Below are 21,272 nucleotides of genomic sequence, written 5' to 3' on the forward strand. Positions count from 1 at the left end.
AACGAAAATTGCAACTATAAAGGGTAATTTTTACTACCCTTTATTTTTTTTGATAATTTCTTCAGAAATTGATTTTGGTACTTCTTCATAGTGATCGAATACCATTGAGTAAGTACCACGTCCTTGAGTTGAAGAACGTAGAGAAGTTGCATATCCGAACATTTCAGATAATGGTACTTGTGCACTTACTACTTGTGCATTACCACGAGCTTCCATACCTTCAACACGTCCACGACGTGCAGTGATATCTCCCATGATATCTCCTAAATATTCTTCAGGCATTACAACTTCAACTTTCATAATTGGCTCTAAGATAACTGGATTACATTTTTTAGCAGCTTCTTTAAGTGCTAATGATGCAGCCACTTTGAAGGCCATTTCAGATGAGTCGACATCGTGGTAAGATCCATCGAATAATTTAGCTTTAACGTCGATTAGTTCGTATCCAGCTAATACCCCATTCGCCATAGAATCTTTAAGTCCTGCTTCTACTGCTGGGATGTATTCACGAGGAACAACTCCCCCAACGATAGCATTTTCGAACTCAAATCCTGCACCTGGTTCATTTGGAGTGAACTCAATCCATACGTCCCCGTATTGTCCACGTCCACCAGATTGACGAGTGAATTTACCTTGTACTTGTGCAGCTTGTTTGAATGTTTCACGGTAAGATACCATTGGAGCACCCACTGTACATTCAACTTTGAATTCACGACGCATACGGTCAACAATAATATCTAAGTGAAGCTCACCCATACCTGCGATGATAACTTGTCCAGTTTCTTCGTCAGTTCCTGCACGGAATGTTGGATCTTCTTCTTGTAATTTTTGTAAAGCTGTAGACATTTTATCTTGGTCAGCTTTTGATTTTGGTTCAACTGAAAGTTGGATAACTGGTTCTGGGAATTCCATTGATTCAAGAATAACTTCGTTTTTCTCGTCACAAAGTGTATCACCTGTAGTAGTATCTTTAAGACCAACAGCTGCAGCGATATCACCAGCGTAAACTTCAGCTATTTCGTTACGAGTGTTAGCGTGCATTTGCAGGATACGTCCCACACGTTCACGTTTACCTTTAGTTGAGTTTTTAACGTATGAACCAGATGATAGGATACCTGAGTACACACGGAAGAAAGTAAGTTTCCCTACAAATGGGTCAGTCATAACTTTGAAAGCTAAGGCTGCAAATGGCTCTTCATCAGAAGAGTGTCTTTCTACTTCTTCATCAGTGTTTGGATCAATACCTTTAATAGCTGGTACATCTAATGGAGATGGTAAGTATTCTACTACCGCATCTAGCATTGGTTGTACACCTTTATATTTAAACGCAGATCCGCATACTACTGGGAAGAATTCTACAGATAATGTAGCCTTACGAATAGCAGCTTTAAGCTCATCTATTGTAATTTCTTCTCCACCTAAGTATTTTTCCATGAAGTCTTCATCAAACTCTGCAACAGCTTCGATTAGTTTTTCACGGTATTCTTCGGCTTGCTCTTGATATTCAGCTGGAATTTCTTTTTCTACAAGATTTTCCCCAACGCTTCCTTCGTTATAGATAGCTTTCATTTCAACAAGGTCAATAACACCTTCGAATAAATCTTCAGCTCCGATTGGAAGTTGAATTGGATGTGCATTAGCTTGTAATCTGTCGTGAATTGTTCCTACAGAATATAGGAAATCAGCTCCTGTTTTATCCATTTTGTTTACGAATACAATACGAGGAACTCCATAAGTTGTAGCTTGACGCCAAACTGTTTCTGTTTGTGGTTCAACACCTGATTGCGCGTCTAGTACTGCTACTGATCCATCTAGTACACGAAGAGAACGTTCAACCTCAACTGTAAAGTCTACGTGTCCCGGTGTATCGATGATGTTAATACGGTGATTTTTCCATTGAGCAGTTGTTGCAGCAGATGTGATAGTAATACCACGTTCTTGCTCTTGTTCCATCCAGTCCATTTGAGAGTTACCATCGTGAGTATCTCCAATTTTATGGATTTTCCCAGTGTAGAACAAAATACGCTCTGTTGCAGTTGTTTTACCTGCGTCGATGTGAGCCATGATACCGATATTACGAGTATCTTTTAAAGAAAATGCTCTAGCCATGAGTCAATTTTCTCCTTTCATATTTTTTAAAGTTTTTGAGTAATTTGTCTTTTATAGTGAAAAACTCAAGCTATAAAATAGCTTGATATTCACCTTATAATTACCAACGATAGTGAGCAAATGCTTTGTTAGCTTCAGCCATTTTGTGAGTATCTTCACGTTTCTTAACAGCTGAACCAGTATTATTTGCTGCGTCTAAAATTTCATTAGCTAAACGTTGCTCCATAGTTTTTTCTCCTCTTAAACGAGAATAGTTAACTAACCAACGTAAACCTAATGTTGTTCTTCTTTCAGCACGTACTTCTACTGGTACTTGGTAGTTAGAACCACCAACACGACGAGCACGAACTTCAAGAACAGGCATAATGTTGTTTAATGCTTCTTCGAAAACTTCCATAGCATCACGTCCTGATTTTTCTTTAATTAAATCAAACGCAGAATATAAAATTCTTTGTGCTGTACCGCGTTTCCCATCTAGCATTAATTTGTTAATCAATTTTGTAACTAATTTTGAGTTATAAATTGGATCTGGCAAAACATCACGTTTTGCAACTGGACCTTTACGTGGCATAGAATTTGCCTCCTTTCACAATATTCTTTATCAAATTTTATCTAATTATTTTTTCTCTTTTGGTTTTTTAGCACCGTATAGTGAACGTCCTTGTTTACGGTCGTTAACTCCTGCAGTATCTAAAGCTCCACGGATAATGTGGTAACGTACCCCTGGTAAGTCTTTTACACGTCCTCCACGAATAAGTACAACACTGTGTTCTTGTAGGTTGTGTCCGATACCTGGGATATATGCTGTTACTTCGATTTGGTTTGATAAACGAACACGTGCATATTTACGTAAAGCTGAGTTAGGTTTTTTAGGTGTCATAGTCCCAACACGAGTACACACCCCACGTTTTTGTGGTGAAGAAATGTTAGTTTCTTTCTTTCTTTGAGAGTTATACCCTTTGTTAAGAGCTGGTGAATCTGATTTCGATACTTTTGATTTACGAGGTTTACGAACTAATTGGTTAATAGTTGGCATTTTTCTGGTTTCCTCCTTTCCTCAATATTTACATTTTATGAATCACACTTCCAGGTGGTTCATAATTTCAAATTTTTTATAAGCCATAAAATGACTTTACACAGAGTGCTTTTGCACTCACGTATAAAATAATAACACTTTTATTTTTCATTGTCAAGCATTTTTTTAAACTTTTTTTACTATCTTTTAAAGCTTTTATCTCAACTTTTTAGTTTTACACACTTCCAGGTGTATCAAACTTTAAGTTTAAAACTCACATTTCCAGGCGTATCATAATTGTAATTATCTTTTTATTTCCCCTTCTTCAATAAAGCTATTTAAAGAAATACAGTTTTGTTTTACTTATAAATACTATCTTTTAGTCTCTATAATTGTTATAATTAAAATACTTAATTTTATAGGAGGAAATACATTATGATAGAATTCAAAAATGTCTCAAAACAATACGACTCTAAATTGGCATTAGACAATCTTAATCTGACTATTAACGATGGCGAAATATTTGGCCTAATCGGTCACAACGGAGCTGGAAAATCTACAGCTATAAAGGCTTTAACTAGCATAATTGAAGTTAGTAACGGGGATATTCTCTTTGATAATATGAACTTACGTGAGAATCGACTAGAATGTAAAAAACAAATAGGCTATGTCCCTGACAGTCCTGACATATTTTTAACTTTATCACCTTATGAATATTGGTCTCTAATTGCCAACCTTTATGAACTTGATGAAAAAACAACAGAAGAGCGTATATACGAATACTCTAAATTATTCAATATGGTAGGTGTTGAACATCAAGAGATAAATTCATTTTCCCATGGTATGCGCCAAAAAGTTTTTCTTATAGCTGCCCTTCTATCTAACCCTCGCTTTTGGATAATGGATGAGCCGATGACTGGACTTGATCCACAAGCAGCCTTTGATTTAAAGAATCTTATGAAAGAACATACAAAGCAAGGTCATAGCGTATTATTTTCTACACATGTCTTAGAAGTTGCAGAACATCTATGTGATAGAATTGGTATTCTTAGCCATGGTAAACTTATTTTTGTCGGAACACTTGATGAGTTAAGAGCACAACACGAAGGAAACTCGCTCGAAGAAATTTATCTTAACCTAATCAAAAGTTCTAATCGATATAGTCTAGGTGGTGTTTAATATGCGTTGGAATATCATAAAAAATTTATTTTTTACTAACTTGATGTATGTTAATCCTATGCAGACAGCAAAATATAGAAAAAAATATAAGGGAACTGCTGATATCAGAAAGAAAATATTTAATAATCTATTACTTTTAAATATACTTAATATAGTCGTCTTCTATATATTATTTGGTAATTCAATGTTTAGCAGTGTTCTAGCAGGTCCTTCTTATAAATACATATTATTATTTTTAATTATAATGACTGCTTTAACACTATCAACAACATTTTTAAATATGTTTTATGAAAGCAAAGATACCCATTCTTTACTACCGCTACCCGTTAGTGAAAAAGAATTATTTATTGGAAAATTTTTAGTATTACTTTTCCAACTATCTGGATTATTTATCCCTGTGATTGTAATTAACTTTATTATAGCAATCAATACAGAATTTTCATTAATACAGATTATAATTTCTCTTATTTACTCATTATGCATAATTATTATTATTTCTGGAGGACTAACATTACTTTTATCTACAATTACATACATACCTAATTTTGAAAAAAATAAAAATAAAATTAATGGTATTATTATAATATTCGGATTACTATTAGGAGCAGGGTATGTTATCTTATCTAAAGAACTTGTTTCTAATGATTTAATGTTACTGCAAACAAAATATAGAGGAGACTTTTTCTTTGATATACTAACAAAAGAGGCTTATATGAATTTACTTATCTTGATTATCATTACTATTGTTATAGCTGTTTTAGTGAATACTTTAGTGGCTAAAAAATATTTAAATGATATTCATAGAATAGCTGGTGTTCATAAAACAACTTTAAGCTCAAAACAAAAAGAACACAAAGAAAGAAGTTCTAAAAACACCTCTCTAAATGCAAAACTAATCAAGCGTAATTTTAATCTATTTAGTCATGGTACACTTCTTGCTAATATTTTCTCTAGTTATTTATTATCTATTATAATTTTTGCCGGAGCTGTAATACAAATAAGACGTGGAGGTGGAATTCAACTTGGAATAGAATTCTATCCTTTTGCAATTTGTTTTGGATTTTCAATGGCATTACTTATGATGTCTAGTCCTATCAGTTTTACAGGTGTTGCAATCTCGCTTGAAAAACAAGATTACTATCACTTGAAATCTTTGCCGATGGATTTTAAAAAATATATGAAAACAAAATTTATTGTAAGTACGTTCCTTCAAATTTCTTTAGGTATTATTATATTCATGATAATGCTTATATTGGCTGGAATATCAATTGAATTATTTATTATTACTATTTTTTCATACATCATTACCGGTATAGCTATAGCGTTTTATAGTTTTACTAGAGATTTCAATAAACTTTATTTAAACTGGAATAATATACTCGAACTTAGTACTCGAGGAATGAGTCAGATATTACTTGGGATAATTGGATTCTTATCTTTTATCGGATTAATAATATTAAATACCGCTACTATTTTCTTGTTATTAGAGTATCCAAGCGTATCTCATATTTTGGGAGTAATTTATGCGATATTAATTATAGTTGCTATTACTCTAACTAGTATTAAAGCAAAAAAACAAGTTTTCGATAAAATATTTTAAATTAAAAAGCAACGTTAAGAATCTTTAACGTTGCTCTTTTCTTATAATTCTCTATTCAAATCTGTATCTATATCTCGATATGGTTTTATATCTTGAACATATTCTAATACACCTTCAAATTCACCTTTTTCATTACGAACTGCTGCATAAGTTATATGAACGAATTTTCCTCTTGATTCTGATTTAAACCACATTTCATACTTATCTTTTTTCCCCTCTCGAAGATTTTGCATTATTATTTTTACTTTCTCAAAATACTTCGGAGGATGACAAAGCTCTACATTACGTCCAATTTGACTTGGCACACGAGGAAATATCATTTCTTCTTCACCTATTTGCTTATTATAATATTGAAAAATATCATCTTTATTTACGAAAGTAATCTCTAATGGCAAATGATTCAAAATTAAATTTGCTTGTTCAACAGATAAATAACCTTCTCCAAATTTTTGTTGACTATCTCTATTTATTATTTCCTCTTTTTTATTTGGTTTAAAGGAAATAGTAAACTCTCCTTCTGATGTTTTTATAACTTTTGTAAGTTCATCTTGAACAGTTTCTCCTGCATCTACATTATCTGCATTTTGTTCAAAATCTTCACGATGCGGAATCCATTCTTCTGTTGGTGTTATTATTGCATAACCATAAATTGCACTATCGTGAGCTATAGTTAGCCAATCATCTTGATTAAATGTTTCAAGAAGAATCATAAGTAAAATAGATTCCTCTTTAAAAATCATTTCTTCAAACTCTTTTACAAATATTTCAAATTTCTCTTTAATTTCTAATATATCTGCGTTTGGAAGCTTCTGAACTTCGTTAAGAACTTCCTTAAATAAATCACGAATTTCATCATCAACTCCCCACATAACTTTTGGTGGAGCTGTGTGACCGTAGCGTTCCATTAAAGGAAACATCAATTCTTCTTTTCGTTTATAATGTATATCAAAAGTTCCTAATAAGTTTAATTGGTGATTTAAACCTTTTAATACCGCTCCTTGCGTTTCCTCATCTTCAACATTTTTATAATTATCTAAAATACGGCGAATACGAATAATAGCAGCTCTAAAAGCTAAGTTCTCTTGTTTAAAGACTTGAACTGGATGCCCTGGATGTTCGCTATCGGCTACTTCAACATCTTTTATCGCCCCTTTAAATAAATTAGCATGAACATTACATAGTTTCATAACGTCTTCAAAGGTAACTCCAGAATTTGAATTCATAAGTTCATGCTCCATTAAACTAATCTCTATTGCTGAAACACCTGTAAAGTGCTTGTCAAATTCCTCTTGAACATCTTCTGAACTCGCACCATTATGAAGCCTAAGTAATATATCTTTTAATACTTCTATTCTTTTTTCAGCCATTAGTCTAACCCCACTACCTCATAACCATTCATTTCTAATGCTGAAATAATAGTTTCTAATTTGATTCCTGCTAATTTAGAACCCATCCTTAATGAAGTTTTTCTACCAACTGTATTCCTCATAATTGGATTTGCTAATGGTTTAAAACCTAAATCAACCAAGATATCTAATACCTCTGGGTGTTTATCTACTACCTGTGCAACAGGTATACTTACATCAATTATATTATCCATTTTCATTACCTCACTAGCTCATATTATTATCATAATTATAACATAAAGCATGGATAATCTCTATCATGAATTGTTAATAGAATAAAGGTAAGTCTGTTTGGTTCAACAGACTTACCTATTATATCACGTCTTGCAATAAATTATTACTAAACTAGACTACTGACAACGTAATTTGCTTTCAGTTTCTATCTTTTCAACATTTCTATTACAACATCCTTGGGTCATACCACCAGTCGGATCTACTGCAGATGTACACTTATTTAATGCTGACAATACAATTATTGTTATAATTGTCCTTGCACTTGCTTCTATTTCATTTTTATTGACTGATATTTTCTTTAAATCTAAGCCAAAATCATCATATCTCATTATTTATTAGTGCAAGACTATTAACATAATCAAGATATAATTTTTATGTATCTCTAAATTCTTTCGTTGAAAATATAATTATAAAAATAAATGATAGAATTATTATTAAGTATCCCAATTTAGATGTAATAAACAATGTTTCTTTATTTACTTCAACGCTTCCAATCGCCCCTGAAATTGAATTGTTCATGAGATGAATCAAAGCACATATCCACAAATTTCTTGTTTTCATATATACATACCCTAGAACAATAGTAAGACCTAGTACAGCTAAATACCGTACTATATTACCAATAAAATCAACTTTATAATATGTGTACCACAGTGGAATATGCCATGTTTCCCAAATGAAGCTAAGTAATAAAATACCTTTTCTTTTCCCGAATTTTTGTTGTAGCATTCCCTGTAAATACCCTCTCCAACAATATTCCTCACCTAAGAAAAATATATTTGCACTTGCTATAGAGAAAAATGAAATAACCACTGTTTTTAGTGTACTAGAATAATCAAATCTAAATAAAATTATTAAAATTATGTTCAAGAATAATATCGCAAACAAGTAATGAAAACCTTTAGCCAAATTTCTAAAAACATCTAGTTTATAATTTTAATCATTGCTATGAATAAATGAATCTACTAATACCGCTATACTAGCAATGCTACCCAAATTCAATAAAAATTCATTTAAAAATTTTTGAGCGTCTAATCCATTATATATCATTATAAAATGTGCAATAATACACATGTTAAAAATAGTAAAATAAGTAAATATGATATAATCAAAAGTTATTAATTTTTCGCATTTATTTAAAAATTTTATTATCACTATACTAGAACTTGGTAAAATCATAATATACAATCCTATCAATTCTCCGTTTAAATGACTACAATATGCCAAAAAGCAAGCAATAATTTCTGCTATAATTAAGTACATTAATATATATTTACTATCTCTGTAATTCATACTTAAACCCCTTCTTGCAACATAAATTGACATAATTAAATTAACATCATATCTTTAAATATAACCTTCCCACTAAAAATACTCAATAAAGTTAGTATTACGCCTGCCCTCCTCTCTCCAGAAAAACTGTAATTTATCATAAATTATTTCTCCATTCAAGAAGTTTTTCTACATCTTCTTGTTTAATATAATTACTAGCCACCGCTTCTTCTATTAAGAAATTGTAGTTTGTTAATGTATGATATTCTACATTATCTGTTGCAAAGGCATCTTGTGCTTTTTTAAGTTCATAACTAAAAATTGCAACTACTCCTAGAACCTCGGCTCCCGCTTCTTCTAATGCTTTTGCAACTTTTAATGAAGAAAGCCCTGTTGATATCAAGTCCTCTATAATAACAACTTTTTGTCCTTCCAATAATTTACCTTCTATTTGGTTTGTTTTCCCATGTTTTTTAGCAGAATCTCTTACATAAATCATTGGAAGATCAAGAACTTCACTTACCCATGCTGCATGAGGAATACCCGCTGTTGCAGTCCCTGCTACTACTTCTACTTCTGGAAATTTTTCTTTAATAACTTTGCTCATTCCTGCAGCAATCTCACGGCGAATTTTTGGATATGACATTGTGATTCTATTATCACAGTAAATTGGTGATTTAATTCCTGATGTCCAAGTAAAATAATCATTTGGTCTTAATGCTACCGCTTCTATATCTAACAGGTATTTCGCTATTGTTCTTTCTAAAGTCATGTTCATTCTCCTTTTAATATTTCTTTGTAAATTGTTCTTTTATTAAATTATAAACTTCAAGTGGATTTTTTGCTTTTGTTATTGAACGTCCCACAACAATATGCGTGCTTCCTTCATAAGATGCACGTTCCGGTGTTGCCACTCGTTTTTGGTCACCTACTTCATCAGTTTCAAGTCTTATACCTGGTGTTACTTTTAAAAATTCTTCTCCACAATTTTCCTTAATTAATCTTGCTTCCCATACAGAAGATACTACCCCATCTAGACCAGCTTTTTTAGCAAGTTTTGCATAATTTATTACACTCTCTTCTAAACTTACACCTACTAACTGCTCTTCTTTTACTTGTTTTTCAGAAGTAGATGTTAATTGTGTTATTGCTATAACATTAGTTTCCGCGCTTCCACCTTCAATCATTCCACGTTTTGCAGCAGCAAGCATCTCATATCCTCCTGCTCCGTGAACAGTAAGTATATCTACTTTGAATTGTGCTAAACCTTTTGCAGCTCCATAAACTGTATTTGGAATATCATGTAGTTTTAAATCTAAAAAGACTTTATGTCCTAAAGATTTTATTTTCTCCAATACTACTGGACCATTTTGAAGATACAGTTCCATTCCTACTTTTACAAAAAGTTTTTCATCTCCAAATTTTTCTAAGAAATTCATAGTATCTTCTAGCGTAGGAAAGTCTAATGCTATTATTACATCTTTGTTCATAATAATTCTCCTTTTCTTCTATTTATAAGCACGTCCGCATAAATCTAATATATGCTCAACTCCAAGTTCATCAAGTGCTGATTCGAGTTTATCGATAATTTTTGGACAAGCATATGGATCAGCAAAGTTTGCTGTCCCAACTGCTACGGCACTAGCTCCTGCTGAAATAAAATCAATTACATCCCATTCGTCCATAATACCACCCATTCCTATTATCGGAATGTTGACAGCTTGACTTACTTGATAAACCATTCTTATTGCTACCGGTTTAACCGCTGGTCCTGATAAGCCACCAGTCACATTAGCAATTATAGGTTTACCAGTTTTTCTATCCAATCTAACTCCAACCAAAGTATTAATCATCGTAATTCCATCGGCACCACCTTCTTCTACAGCTTTTGCCATCGCTACGATATCTGTAACATTTGGAGAAAGCTTAACGTAGACTGGTACTCTCGAAACCGCTTTTACTTTTTGTGTAAGATTTTTTGCTGTTTCTGGGTCTGTTCCAAATTGGATACCACCATGTTTAACATTTGGGCATGAAATATTTAATTCTAAAGCATAAACATTTGGCGCCTTACTAATATGTTTAGCAACATAAACGTAGTCATCTATTTCACTACCTGCAACATTAGCTATTATAGGGACATCATACTTTTCTAACTCTTTTAATTTAGTTTCCATTATTTCATGAACGCCTGGATTTTGTAATCCAATCGCATTTAACATTCCACTTGATGTTTCTGCAACGCGTGGCGTTGGATTACCAAAACGCGGTTCTTTTGTCGCTGCTTTTATCATAATTGCTCCCAATTTGGATAAATCATAAAAATTTGCATATTCTAATCCAAAAGCAAAACACCCCGATGCAGGCATTACTGGATTTTTAAGATCTAAGCCTGGTAATTTTACTCTTAATCTTTCGCTCATATTTCCTCCTATAATGCTATTTCTTTCGAGTCATAGACTGGTCCATCATAACAAACTCTTGAGATACTTCCATCTTGTTTTTCACAAACACAGGCATAGCAGGCCCCAACACCACAAGCCATTCTCTCTTCTAATGAAATATAGCCAATTTTTTCTTTATCCATTTCAATTAGTGCTTTTAACATTGCCAGTGGCCCACAGCTATAGTATTTATCATACTTAATTTTCTTATCTTCAATAACATTAGTAACAAAGCCTGCTTCACCATAACTTCCATCAGCAGTTGCTACATAAGTTGTTCCTAATTCTGCGAATTTTTCTTCATAAAAAACATCTTTTTTATTATTAAAACCTAGTATATGAATAGTATTTATCCCTGCATTTCTGAACTGCTTTGCAAGTTCATACAGAGGCGGTACACCAATACCTCCACCTACTAAAAGTGCTGTTTGCCCTTTTTCTAATGAACTTATATCGTATCCTTTCCCTAAAGGTCCCAGTACATCTACTAAGTCTCCAGCTTTTAACTCAGAAATCTTTATTGTTCCTGCACCATCTGCACGATAAATCATCACAAAGGTATTTTTATCTTTATTAATTTCACAAATTGAAATAGGTCTTCTTAGTAAAAACTCGTAACTATTATTTACTTTTATATTAACAAATTGACCTGGAGTATTCATTTCACAAACTATGTCACCACGTAATTCTATTCTAAATATTTTATCGGCAATCTTTTCGTTACTTACTACTGTTGTTAAATAAGTATCCATCTACACACTCCTTCTCATGAAAAAGGAGAAGATAACTTTAAATATTGATTTTGTAAAATCAAATCTATCTAGTTAACTTTCTCCCCTTTTCACTAAATTTTTATAGCTATTAATCCCACTCTATATTGGTGGCTTCTACTTTTATAACTTCATATAGTTTCTCTTCATTTTCTACTAGGTCCCTTATTATTGCTTTGAACTTTTCTGCTTTAACTTCATTTTCTGGCGAATAATCGTAGTACGCTGTAAACATCCCTGCTTCCGGGTCAAAATCTATTCCCTCTAATATTTCTGGATAATTTTCCCCAAGATAATAATTGAAAAACGCCTCCCAGTTATATCCATTCATATAAGCATCTTCACAAAGCTCATTCATTTTTTCACCAATATTAAATGGTTTATCGTGTTCAATATTAAAAGTGACATTAATTATATTGCCATATTTCAAGATTTTTACATAATCCATACTGTTCTCCTATAGTGGTAAGATATTAAATGAGATTGACTCTAATACTTTTAGCAACGCATCAGCTGTATCAAGTGATGTTAGACATACAATTTCTTGTTCACTTGCAACACGTCGAATCTTGAATCCATCTTTTGTTACATCTTTATCTTTTGATGTTGTATTAACTACTACATCAACATCTCCATTGTAAATTGCATCTAAAACACTATACTCACTTTGATTAATTTTTCCAACAGCAGTTACGCGTAAATCATTTTCTTCTAAAAACTTCGCTGTTCCCTCAGTCGCAAGTAGGTTATATCCTATGTCAGAGAAGCGTTTAGCAATCTTCAGTGCTTCTTGTTTATCATCATCACTTATCGTAAATAAGATATTTCCTTGATCACTTATCTTAATACCTGCTGCAAGCAACCCTTTATAAAGAGATTTTTCTAAAGTAGAATCACTTCCCATTACTTCTCCTGTTGATTTCATCTCAGGGCCAAGCGTTGTATCAACATCTTTAAGTTTTTGGAAACTAAATACTGGAACTTTCGTATAAACGTTTTTTCTTTCTGGTAATAGTCCTGTTTCATATCCTTTAGATTTTAGTGTTTCTCCTATAATTGCACCAGCTGCAAGTTTCGCCATCGGCACCCCTGTAATTTTACTTAAGAATGGCACAGTACGTGAACTACGTGGGTTTACTTCAAGAACGAATACTTCTCCTTTGCTAATTACATATTGAATATTTAATAGCCCAACAATATTCAAGCCTTTTGCTAACTTAATAGTATATTCAATAAGTTTATCTTTTTCATTTTGAGTTAGTGTTTGTGGTGGATAAACCGCTATTGAGTCCCCAGAGTGAACACCTGCTCGTTCAATATGTTCCATAATACCTGGAATTATAACTGTTTCTCCATCACTAATTGCATCAACTTCAATTTCACGTCCTACTAAATAACGATCAGTCAATACTGGATGTTCAGGACTTAATTTAACCGCTGTTTTCATATAACGACGTAATTCAGATTCTTCATAAACAATTTCCATAGCACGTCCACCAAGTACATAAGACGGTCTTACCAATACTGGATAACCTATTTCCTCAGCATTTTTCACCGCTGTTTCTACATCAAAGGCCGTTTTCCCTAATGGTTGTGGTATTTCAAGCTTACGTAATAATTCTTCAAATTTATCACGATCTTCCGCATTATCAATTTCTTCTAACGCTGTTCCTAAAATTTTCACACCATGTTTTTCTAATTTTGCAGCAAGATTAATTGCTGTTTGCCCACCGAATTGAACCACAACTCCAATTGGGTTTTCATGGTTAATTATCGCCATCACATCTTCTTCTGTTAGTGGTTCAAAATACAGTTTATCAGAAATTGTAAAGTCTGTTGATACAGTTTCTGGGTTATTATTAACTATAATCGCTTCATATCCTGCATCTTTAATTGCCATTACAGCATGTACTGTTGCATAGTCGAATTCTACCCCTTGACCTATGCGAATTGGTCCAGACCCAAGAACAACAATTTTCTTTTTATCACTAACAATAGATTCTTCTTCTTGCTCATAACTTGAATAGAAGTATGGTGTTTCTGATACAAACTCTGCCGCACAAGTATCTACCATTTTAAACACTGGAGTAATATTTTTTTCTTGACGTAATTTGTATATTTCATCTTCTGTAGTATTCCAACGATGAGCTATTACTTTATCAGAAAAACCATATTTTTTAGCGTACTCTAACAAATCTGTATTTCCTACATTATCTTTCAAATCATGTTCGATATCAATAATATTTTGCATTTTTTCTAAGAAAAACATATCTATTTTAGTTATATCATGAATATCTTTTGTACTTTGGCCACGACGTAGCGCTTCTCCAATGAAGAATAATCTTTCATCACCTGCTTGTTTCACTTTATCTAAGATTTCTTCTAAAGTAAACTCATCACCATTTGGTAATCCTAAATGATGAACCCCATACTCAAGAGAACGGATAGCTTTTAATAAACTTTCTTCATAAGTTCTACCCATCGCCATAACTTCCCCAGTAGCTTTCATCTGAGTTCCAAGTTTTCTATCAGCATTTTCAAACTTATCGAATGGGAAACGTGGAATTTTACTTACAACATAGTCAAGCGTTGGTTCAAAACATGCATAAGAATTTTTTGTAACTGGGTTTATAATTTCATCTAATGTTAAACCAACTGCGATTTTTGCAGCAATTTTGGCAATTGGATATCCTGTAGCTTTTGAAGCTAGCGCCGATGAACGTGATACCCTTGGATTTACCTCGATAATATAATATTTGAACGATTCTGGATCAAGTGCAAGTTGAACGTTACATCCACCCTCAATTTTTAATGCACGAATAATTTTTAATGATACATCACGCAGCATGTGATACTCTCTATCTGTCAATGTTTGAGATGGTGCTACAACAACTGAATCTCCTGTATGAATACCAACAGGATCAATGTTTTCCATATTACATACTACAATCGCAGTATCATTTGAGTCTCGCATTACTTCATATTCTATTTCTTTAAATCCAGCGATAGATTTTTCTAATAGGCATTGTGTAACTGGTGAGTAATGTAATCCGCTACTAACAATTTCTTCTAAATCTTTTTCGTTATAGCAGATTCCTCCTCCAGTTCCCCCCATCGTAAACGCTGGACGTACAATTACTGGATAACCAATCTCAGCGACAAAATCATATGCTTCTTCTACGGTAGTTATAATTGCAGATTCTGGAACTGGTTCATTAAGTTCATTCATAAGATTTCTGAATAATTCACGGTCCTCCGCTTGTTCTATCGAACTAAGTTTAGTTCCTAATAATTCCACTCCATATCTATCTAATACATCACTTTTGTGAAGTTCTACTGCAAGGTTAAGTCCTACTTGTCCTCCCAATGTCGGTAGCAGCGCATCAGGACGCTCTTTTCTAATAATTTTGCTAACAAACTCCAAAGTTAATGGTTCCATATAAACTTTGTCTGCTATTTCTTTATCTGTCATTATCGTCGCTGGATTAGAGTTCACTAAAATAACTTCGTATCCTTCTTCTCTTAAAGAAAGACATGCTTGTGTCCCAGCATAGTCAAACTCTGCTGCTTGACCGATTGTAATCGGTCCAGATCCTATTACTAAAATAGTTTTTATATCATTACGTTTTGGCATTTTTATTCTCCTTAATTTAGCATTGATACTTTTTAAATTCTTACTATAATTCTGTATTATTTTTTACTTTCTTTAAATTCTCTCATATTATCGATAAATTGATCGAATAAGTAGTTAGGATCGTGTGGTCCTGGTGATGCTTCAGGATGGTATTGCACTGAAAACACTGGATATTTTTTATGACGAACCCCTTCACATGTTTTATCGTTTACTGAAAGATGTGTAAGTTCTAACTCTGTATCATCTAATGAGGCGATATCAACACTATATCCATGGTTTTGAGATGTTATATCAACTTTACCTGTAAGTAAATTTTTAACCGGATGATTAGCTCCACGGTGCCCAAATTTTAATTTATAAGTTTTTGCACCCGATGCAAGAGATATAAGTTGATGTCCCATGCAAATTCCAAAAATTGGAATCTTTGGCATAACTTCTTTAAGCATTTCAATAGTTTCTGGAACATCTATTGGATCTCCAGGTCCATTACTTAACATTATTCCATCTGGATTTAATCTGAAAATTTCTGCAGCAGTTACGTTATGAGGTACTACTACAATATCACAGTTGCGTTCATTTAATTCTCTTAAAATACCTGATTTCATTCCAAGGTCAACTAATACAACTCTATACCCATTACCTGATGATAAAAATGCTTTAGGTGTCGAAACTTGTTCAATTTGATTTGTTGGTAAATTAGTATTTCTTAATTTTTCCAATTCTTCTGTTGGATCCATACAAAGATCTGTAATTATCCCTTTAATCGTACCGTGTTCTCTTATCTTTCTAGTTAAACTACGTGTGTCAATTCCTGAAATTCCCGGTATATCTAATTCCTTTAAAACCTCATCTAAACTATATTCTGTTCTAAAGTTTGATGGCTTTTTACAAACTTCACGAACAACTAAACCTTTAATGCTTGGATTAATTGTTTCAAAGTCATCTCTATTTATTCCATAATTTCCGATTAAAGGATACGTAAACGTAACTATTTGACCGTTGTATGATGGGTCTGATAATGTTTCTTGGTATCCTGTCATTCCTGTATTAAATACTACCTCTCCTGCCATAGCTTTATTCGCACCAAAACCATAGCCTTTATAAACCGTTCCATCTTCTAATATTAGCTGTCTATCGTAACTGTACATAGCTTTTCTCACTTTCTTAGTTTTTCATATTATTAAATTTTATATCTTATATATCGAATACTTCTGAATCTTTATAAGCTACTTTTCCTTCGCTTAGTGTTAAAACTGGTATTCCGTAAATTTCTTCACCTACATATGGTGTATTACGCCCTTTTGATAAGAATTTTTCTGGATCAATTTTTAATGATTTTTCTAAATCAATTACAACTAAATCTGCATATCCATTTTCTTCTAGGCGACCATACGGTAATCCAAATGTATCTGCTACTTTTTCAGTCATTAATTTCACTAATAAATCTAGTGAGAATACACCAGTTTTTACAAATTTTGTATAAAGTTGACTAAACGCTGTTTCACTACCAACAATACCAAAAGCTGCTTTACGCATTGTTAAATCTTTTTCATGTGTTGCGTGTGGTGCATGGTCTGTAGCAATAACATCAATTGTACCATCTAATAATCCTGCTATTAAAGCATTTCTATCTTCTCGCGCGCGTAAAGGTGGATTCATTTTCCACATTCCATTATCTTCTGGAATATCCATTTCATCACTTATAAGATGGTGAGGACAAACTTCACATGTGACTTTTACTCCTGCTGCTTTTGCTTCTCTTACAACACGTACTGATTCTTTTGTTGATACGTGGCACACATGATAATGACAACCTGCTGCTTCTGCTAGTAACACATCACGTGCAATTTGAACACTTTCACAAACTGATGGAATGCCTGGAAGATCAAGCTCACGACTACGGCGACCACAATGCATACATCCACCACGAATTAGTGAATTATCTTCACAGTGTGCAACAATTGCTTTGTTTAATTTTGCAGCAACCATCATTGACTCATACATCATATTAGCATCTTGAACGCCACGACCATCATCACTAAATGCAAAAACATAGTCTACTAATTCCTCAAACTCAGCATAATCTTTTCCAAGCTCACCTTTTGTTATTGCGCCATATGGAATGGCACGTATAACACTATCTCGTTCAATAATATCAAGTTGAATTTTTAGGTTTTCATAGTTATCTGGCACTGGATCTAAGTTTGGCATTGGCATAGCTGTAGTAAATCCACCACGAGCTGCTGCACGAGATGCATGGTAAATATTTTCTTTATATTCAAATCCTGGTTCTCTCCAGTGAACATGAACATCTATAAAACCAGGAGAAACAAACTTTCCTTCTAAATCTAAAACTTTCTCAATATTTTCTTGGATATTTTTATCAATTTTCACGATTTTTTTATCATCAATCAAAATATCCTTACTAACTAGAACCCCATTTTCTAAAATTTTACCATTTTTTAAAAGTAGCATATCTTTTCTCCTTCTTATAAATTATTATCTTTTATTATTTTTTCAATCATTGCTTGGCGCATATACATACCATTTTTCATCTGTTCAAAGATTACAGATTTAGGTGCTTCTACTAACTCAGTATCAATTTCCATTCCTCGGTTAACTGGTGCAGGATGCATTACTATAGCTTTTTCTTTTAACTTATCATATCTTTCTTGTGTTAAACCAAAGTTCTTGTGATACTCTTCTTTAGATAAGCCCATTTTTGAATCATGTCTTTCATGTTGGACACGTAGCAACATACAAACATCTACTTCTCCGATAACTTCATCAAAATCAACCACTTCTCCTAAAGTTTCATCTTTGAAGATATCTGGACATACAAATTTGACTTTAGCCCCTAATCTTGTCAACATATTATAATTACTTCTTGCAACTCGAGAATTTTTAATATCACCAGCAATTATAATATTTAGATTTTCAAAAGTTCCAAACTTTTCGTACATTGTCATTAGGTCAAGTAGACACTGGCTTGGATGTTCTCCACTTCCATCACCACCGCTTAAAATTGGTATATTTAGGTTTGATAATTCATTGTAATATGCATCTTGGCTATGACGAATAACCAGCATATTGCAGCCTAACATCTCCAATGTTTTACAAGTATCATAAAGTGTTTCTCCTTTATTAACTGATGATGTTGCTGCATCAAAGTTTATAACATTAAGTCTATGTTTATGCTCTGCAACCTCAAAACTGTGTTTTGTACGTGTTGAATTTTCAAAGAATAAATTCGCTACAAAAAGGTCTTCTCTAGCTTCTACTTTAGCTCCATTCTTAAGTTCTAAAGCACGAGTTATAAGTTCGTACACCTCTTCATTTGTTAAGTCTGACATTTTTACTATGTTCTTCATAGTGTTCCTCCATTTTTTTAATAAAAAATACCTTGCGTCCAAAGACAACAAGGCATGATTTCATAATCAACTTAAATTTAAATTCTAGTAATAGATACACTAAAACTTAGTTATATCTAAATACAGCTATACTATTCTAGTATACACTTTAAATTCAATCCCTTGTTAGCCTCTCTGGACTAGCTTAAAAAGACTTATATTTAAATTAATAATATTTCTTCACTTTTATCAACTTCTTTAAGATAAACTTTAACATTTTCTTTTTTTGAAGTTGGAATATTTTTTCCAATATGATCTGCACGAATCGGAAGTTCACGGTGACCACGATCAACTAATATTGCAAGTCGAATAGCCTTAGGTCGACTAACATCCATAATTGCATCAATAGCAGCACGCACTGTTCTTCCAGTATACAGTACATCATCTACAATAATAATAACTTTTTTATTCAAATCTAGTTTAAACTTTGGTGTTGTAATTTCAGGCTCAAAACTTTGCTTTTCAAGATCATCACGATAAAATTTAATATCTAAACTTTCAACTGGAATATTAATATTTTCTATTTCACCAATTTTTTGTTTTAATCTCTTAGCTATATAAATTCCTCTTGTCTGAATCCCCACTAAAACTATTTCTTCTAATTTATTTTGTTCAATAATTTCATTAGCAATTCTTGTAATCATTCTTGAAATCATTACTTCATCAAAAAGAACTCTTTTCTTCATACTTCACCTCAAAAAAATAACCTACTCATAAGAGCAGGGCAGCATGTTTAAACTAGGTATATTTATTCCAATAAAACTAATCTTTGCTGACCTCTCTGGATCACATTAAAGATATATTATTCAAACTATTATCAGTATATATTATATTAATAGAAATGTCAAATATTTAACTATAGAACTCAGTTTAAAAAATACGAAGACAAAAGACAATAATATACTCAATTTATAAATAACTTAATAAACGAAAAAACATATTAACCTCACTTATTAAGTTTCTAATCAAAATATTTTCTTCTTCCTAATATTTAATAAAGATATTTTAAGAGGCAAGATAATATTTCTATTATACTTGCCTATATATTTATACTTTGCAATATTCTTCTACCATTTTCTTTAACACTGGCACTACTTCTTCAAGAAACCAAGGATTTTTTGCTTGCCATCGGAAATTCAGTGGTGATGGATGTACTATCGGAAAGTACTTTGGTAGATATTTTTTATAGTTTTTTACAGTTTCTGTTAAATTTTTTTCCTTCTCATCTTTTAAGTAACAATCTTGAGCATATTTTCCTACTAAAATAATAAGTCTAATATCAGGCATTAACTCCAACACCCTAGGATGCCATTTGTGAGCGAAATTTTTTCTTGGAGGTAAATCTCCACTTTTCCCTTTTCCAGGGTAATAAAAATCCATAGGAACAACTCCAATCAAGCCAGAATTATAAAATAATTCATTATCAATTCCCATCCACTCTCTCAATTTTACTCCACTTTTATCATTAAAAAATATTCTACTTTCCTGTGCTTTTATTCCTGGTGCTTGACCTATTATCAATATTTTAGCTGTTCTAGGTGCAGAAAATAATGGTTCAATCCCTTTATCCGAATATACTTTATTATCAACATCTAACATTATATCTTTTTTTAATTGTTCAAACTCTCTATCCAAAATTATTCATCCCCTCTATATCATATTATTCCTAAGGAAAATACATAGAAATTCTATTCATACAAGTACACTATATTCTTAACCAAAAAAACTTTTAAGCACTTTTCTTCTGTAAGTTTTAAGAAAATTGTCATGTGGAATCAATATAATATTGAAAGTACAAAGCTTCTATCAATAACATTTCTGCAAAAACAAAGAAAAACGCAGAATATATTAGATTCCCTAAAACAGCATAAACTCCTTTAGTCAAAAGAATATTATCTTTTATTGTTTTTACCATTTTCTGCACAATACAGTCTATATCCATAATATTACTCCTAAGTAAAATAGATAATATACCATCAATCTCAATTCATTAATTACCCTAAATTTAGACTTCCTTTTTCAGATAGATATATTGATAAAACTGTTACAATTAAGCAACTCAATACATAAACTGGACCTATTCCTAACACTGACATCTTTATCTTTTTCATTGGTTCCCCCCTCCCACTAAGCTTAGATATTACTTCCTAATCAACTCAACTGCAACCTTAAAAAACTTTAAAAGGAACGACTAAAGAT

22 protein-coding genes are annotated in these 21,272 nt (G+C 32.4%); 2 read left to right on the forward strand and 20 right to left on the reverse strand.

Annotated elements, in window-relative coordinates; translation table 11 throughout:
* Window positions 1-33: 33 nt before the first annotated feature.
* From fusA to rpsL, 3 genes are all read right to left on the reverse strand, one after another.
* On the reverse strand, window positions 34-2,109 hold the full coding sequence (fusA, locus tag O3802_RS02740) for an elongation factor G (protein ID WP_004634174.1): 2,076 nt from the start codon (window positions 2,107-2,109) through the stop codon (window positions 34-36).
* A gap of 100 nt (window positions 2,110-2,209) precedes the next feature.
* Window positions 2,210-2,680 carry a 30S ribosomal protein S7 gene (gene rpsG, locus O3802_RS02745; protein ID WP_003144697.1) on the reverse strand — a complete coding sequence of 157 codons (471 nt, stop codon included), beginning with the start codon at window positions 2,678-2,680 and terminating at the stop codon, window positions 2,210-2,212.
* Between the two features lie 45 nt (window positions 2,681-2,725).
* Complete coding sequence (gene rpsL / locus O3802_RS02750) at window positions 2,726-3,145, reverse strand: 30S ribosomal protein S12 (RefSeq protein WP_003146927.1); 420 nt, start codon at window positions 3,143-3,145, stop codon at window positions 2,726-2,728.
* A 414-nt stretch (window positions 3,146-3,559) separates the two neighbouring features.
* Here rpsL and O3802_RS02755 point away from each other — a divergent pair, with 414 nt between their 5' ends.
* Both O3802_RS02755 and O3802_RS02760 read left to right on the forward strand, forming a co-directional pair.
* Entirely contained in the window at window positions 3,560-4,303 is a 744-nt protein-coding gene (locus tag O3802_RS02755) for an ABC transporter ATP-binding protein (protein ID WP_371458195.1), read from the forward strand.
* A 1-nt stretch (window position 4,304) separates the two neighbouring features.
* Window positions 4,305-5,903 (forward strand): hypothetical protein, encoded by a 1,599-nt coding sequence (locus O3802_RS02760; RefSeq protein ID WP_371458196.1) that lies wholly within the window; start codon window positions 4,305-4,307, stop codon window positions 5,901-5,903.
* Between the two features lie 41 nt (window positions 5,904-5,944).
* On the opposite strand, the gene O3802_RS02765 is transcribed toward O3802_RS02760, so the two are convergent.
* The 17 genes from O3802_RS02765 to O3802_RS02845 all read right to left on the reverse strand — a co-directional run bounded on the left by O3802_RS02765 (window position 5,945) and on the right by O3802_RS02845 (window position 21,015).
* Entirely contained in the window at window positions 5,945-7,270 is a 1,326-nt protein-coding gene (locus O3802_RS02765) for a DUF438 domain-containing protein (RefSeq protein ID WP_371458197.1), read from the reverse strand.
* On the reverse strand, window positions 7,270-7,503 hold the full coding sequence (locus O3802_RS02770) for a DUF1858 domain-containing protein (protein WP_371458198.1): 234 nt from the start codon (window positions 7,501-7,503) through the stop codon (window positions 7,270-7,272). The genes O3802_RS02765 and O3802_RS02770 overlap by 1 nt, the downstream gene beginning before the upstream one ends.
* 156 nt (window positions 7,504-7,659) lie before the next feature.
* Window positions 7,660-7,872 carry a hypothetical protein gene (locus O3802_RS02775; RefSeq protein WP_371458199.1) on the reverse strand — a complete coding sequence of 71 codons (213 nt, stop codon included), beginning with the start codon at window positions 7,870-7,872 and terminating at the stop codon, window positions 7,660-7,662.
* Window positions 7,873-7,915: 43 nt separating this feature from the next.
* Window positions 7,916-8,452 carry a CPBP family intramembrane glutamic endopeptidase gene (locus tag O3802_RS02780; RefSeq protein ID WP_371458200.1) on the reverse strand — a complete coding sequence of 179 codons (537 nt, stop codon included), beginning with the start codon at window positions 8,450-8,452 and terminating at the stop codon, window positions 7,916-7,918.
* 27 nt (window positions 8,453-8,479) lie between these two features.
* Window positions 8,480-8,836, reverse strand: coding sequence for a hypothetical protein (locus O3802_RS02785; protein ID WP_371458201.1), 357 nt, complete (start codon window positions 8,834-8,836; stop codon window positions 8,480-8,482).
* A gap of 136 nt (window positions 8,837-8,972) precedes the next feature.
* Window positions 8,973-9,587 carry an orotate phosphoribosyltransferase gene (gene pyrE / locus O3802_RS02790; RefSeq protein WP_371458202.1) on the reverse strand — a complete coding sequence of 205 codons (615 nt, stop codon included), beginning with the start codon at window positions 9,585-9,587 and terminating at the stop codon, window positions 8,973-8,975.
* A gap of 13 nt (window positions 9,588-9,600) precedes the next feature.
* Window positions 9,601-10,305, reverse strand: coding sequence for an orotidine-5'-phosphate decarboxylase (gene pyrF / locus O3802_RS02795; RefSeq protein ID WP_371458203.1), 705 nt, complete (start codon window positions 10,303-10,305; stop codon window positions 9,601-9,603).
* A gap of 18 nt (window positions 10,306-10,323) precedes the next feature.
* Complete coding sequence (locus O3802_RS02800; protein WP_371458204.1) at window positions 10,324-11,238, reverse strand: dihydroorotate dehydrogenase; 915 nt, start codon at window positions 11,236-11,238, stop codon at window positions 10,324-10,326.
* A gap of 8 nt (window positions 11,239-11,246) precedes the next feature.
* On the reverse strand, window positions 11,247-12,011 hold the full coding sequence (locus O3802_RS02805) for a dihydroorotate dehydrogenase electron transfer subunit (RefSeq protein WP_371458205.1): 765 nt from the start codon (window positions 12,009-12,011) through the stop codon (window positions 11,247-11,249).
* Window positions 12,012-12,120: 109 nt separating this feature from the next.
* Window positions 12,121-12,477: an Imm51 family immunity protein gene (locus tag O3802_RS02810; protein ID WP_371458206.1), complete on the reverse strand. Its 357-nt coding sequence runs from the start codon at window positions 12,475-12,477 to the stop codon at window positions 12,121-12,123.
* 9 nt (window positions 12,478-12,486) lie between these two features.
* A complete protein-coding gene (carB, locus tag O3802_RS02815) occupies window positions 12,487-15,663 on the reverse strand; it encodes a carbamoyl-phosphate synthase large subunit (protein ID WP_371458207.1) in 3,177 nt (1,058 codons plus the stop codon).
* A 56-nt stretch (window positions 15,664-15,719) separates the two neighbouring features.
* Window positions 15,720-16,811, reverse strand: coding sequence for a glutamine-hydrolyzing carbamoyl-phosphate synthase small subunit (carA, locus tag O3802_RS02820; protein ID WP_371458208.1), 1,092 nt, complete (start codon window positions 16,809-16,811; stop codon window positions 15,720-15,722).
* Window positions 16,812-16,857: 46 nt separating this feature from the next.
* Window positions 16,858-18,138, reverse strand: coding sequence for a dihydroorotase (locus tag O3802_RS02825; RefSeq protein WP_371458209.1), 1,281 nt, complete (start codon window positions 18,136-18,138; stop codon window positions 16,858-16,860).
* A gap of 14 nt (window positions 18,139-18,152) precedes the next feature.
* Complete coding sequence (locus O3802_RS02830; RefSeq protein ID WP_371458210.1) at window positions 18,153-19,034, reverse strand: aspartate carbamoyltransferase catalytic subunit; 882 nt, start codon at window positions 19,032-19,034, stop codon at window positions 18,153-18,155.
* A 200-nt stretch (window positions 19,035-19,234) separates the two neighbouring features.
* A complete protein-coding gene (gene pyrR / locus O3802_RS02835; protein ID WP_371458211.1) occupies window positions 19,235-19,759 on the reverse strand; it encodes a bifunctional pyr operon transcriptional regulator/uracil phosphoribosyltransferase PyrR in 525 nt (174 codons plus the stop codon).
* Window positions 19,760-20,120: 361 nt separating this feature from the next.
* Window positions 20,121-20,708, reverse strand: coding sequence for a uracil-DNA glycosylase family protein (locus O3802_RS02840; protein ID WP_371458212.1), 588 nt, complete (start codon window positions 20,706-20,708; stop codon window positions 20,121-20,123).
* Window positions 20,709-20,838: 130 nt separating this feature from the next.
* Window positions 20,839-21,015: a hypothetical protein gene (locus O3802_RS02845; protein ID WP_371458213.1), complete on the reverse strand. Its 177-nt coding sequence runs from the start codon at window positions 21,013-21,015 to the stop codon at window positions 20,839-20,841.
* Between the last annotated feature and the right edge of the window lie 257 nt (window positions 21,016-21,272).

The organism is Gemella sp. 27098_8_92 (assembly GCF_041433685.1).
In the GTDB taxonomy this organism is placed as follows: Bacteria; Bacillota; Bacilli; order Staphylococcales; family Gemellaceae; genus Gemella.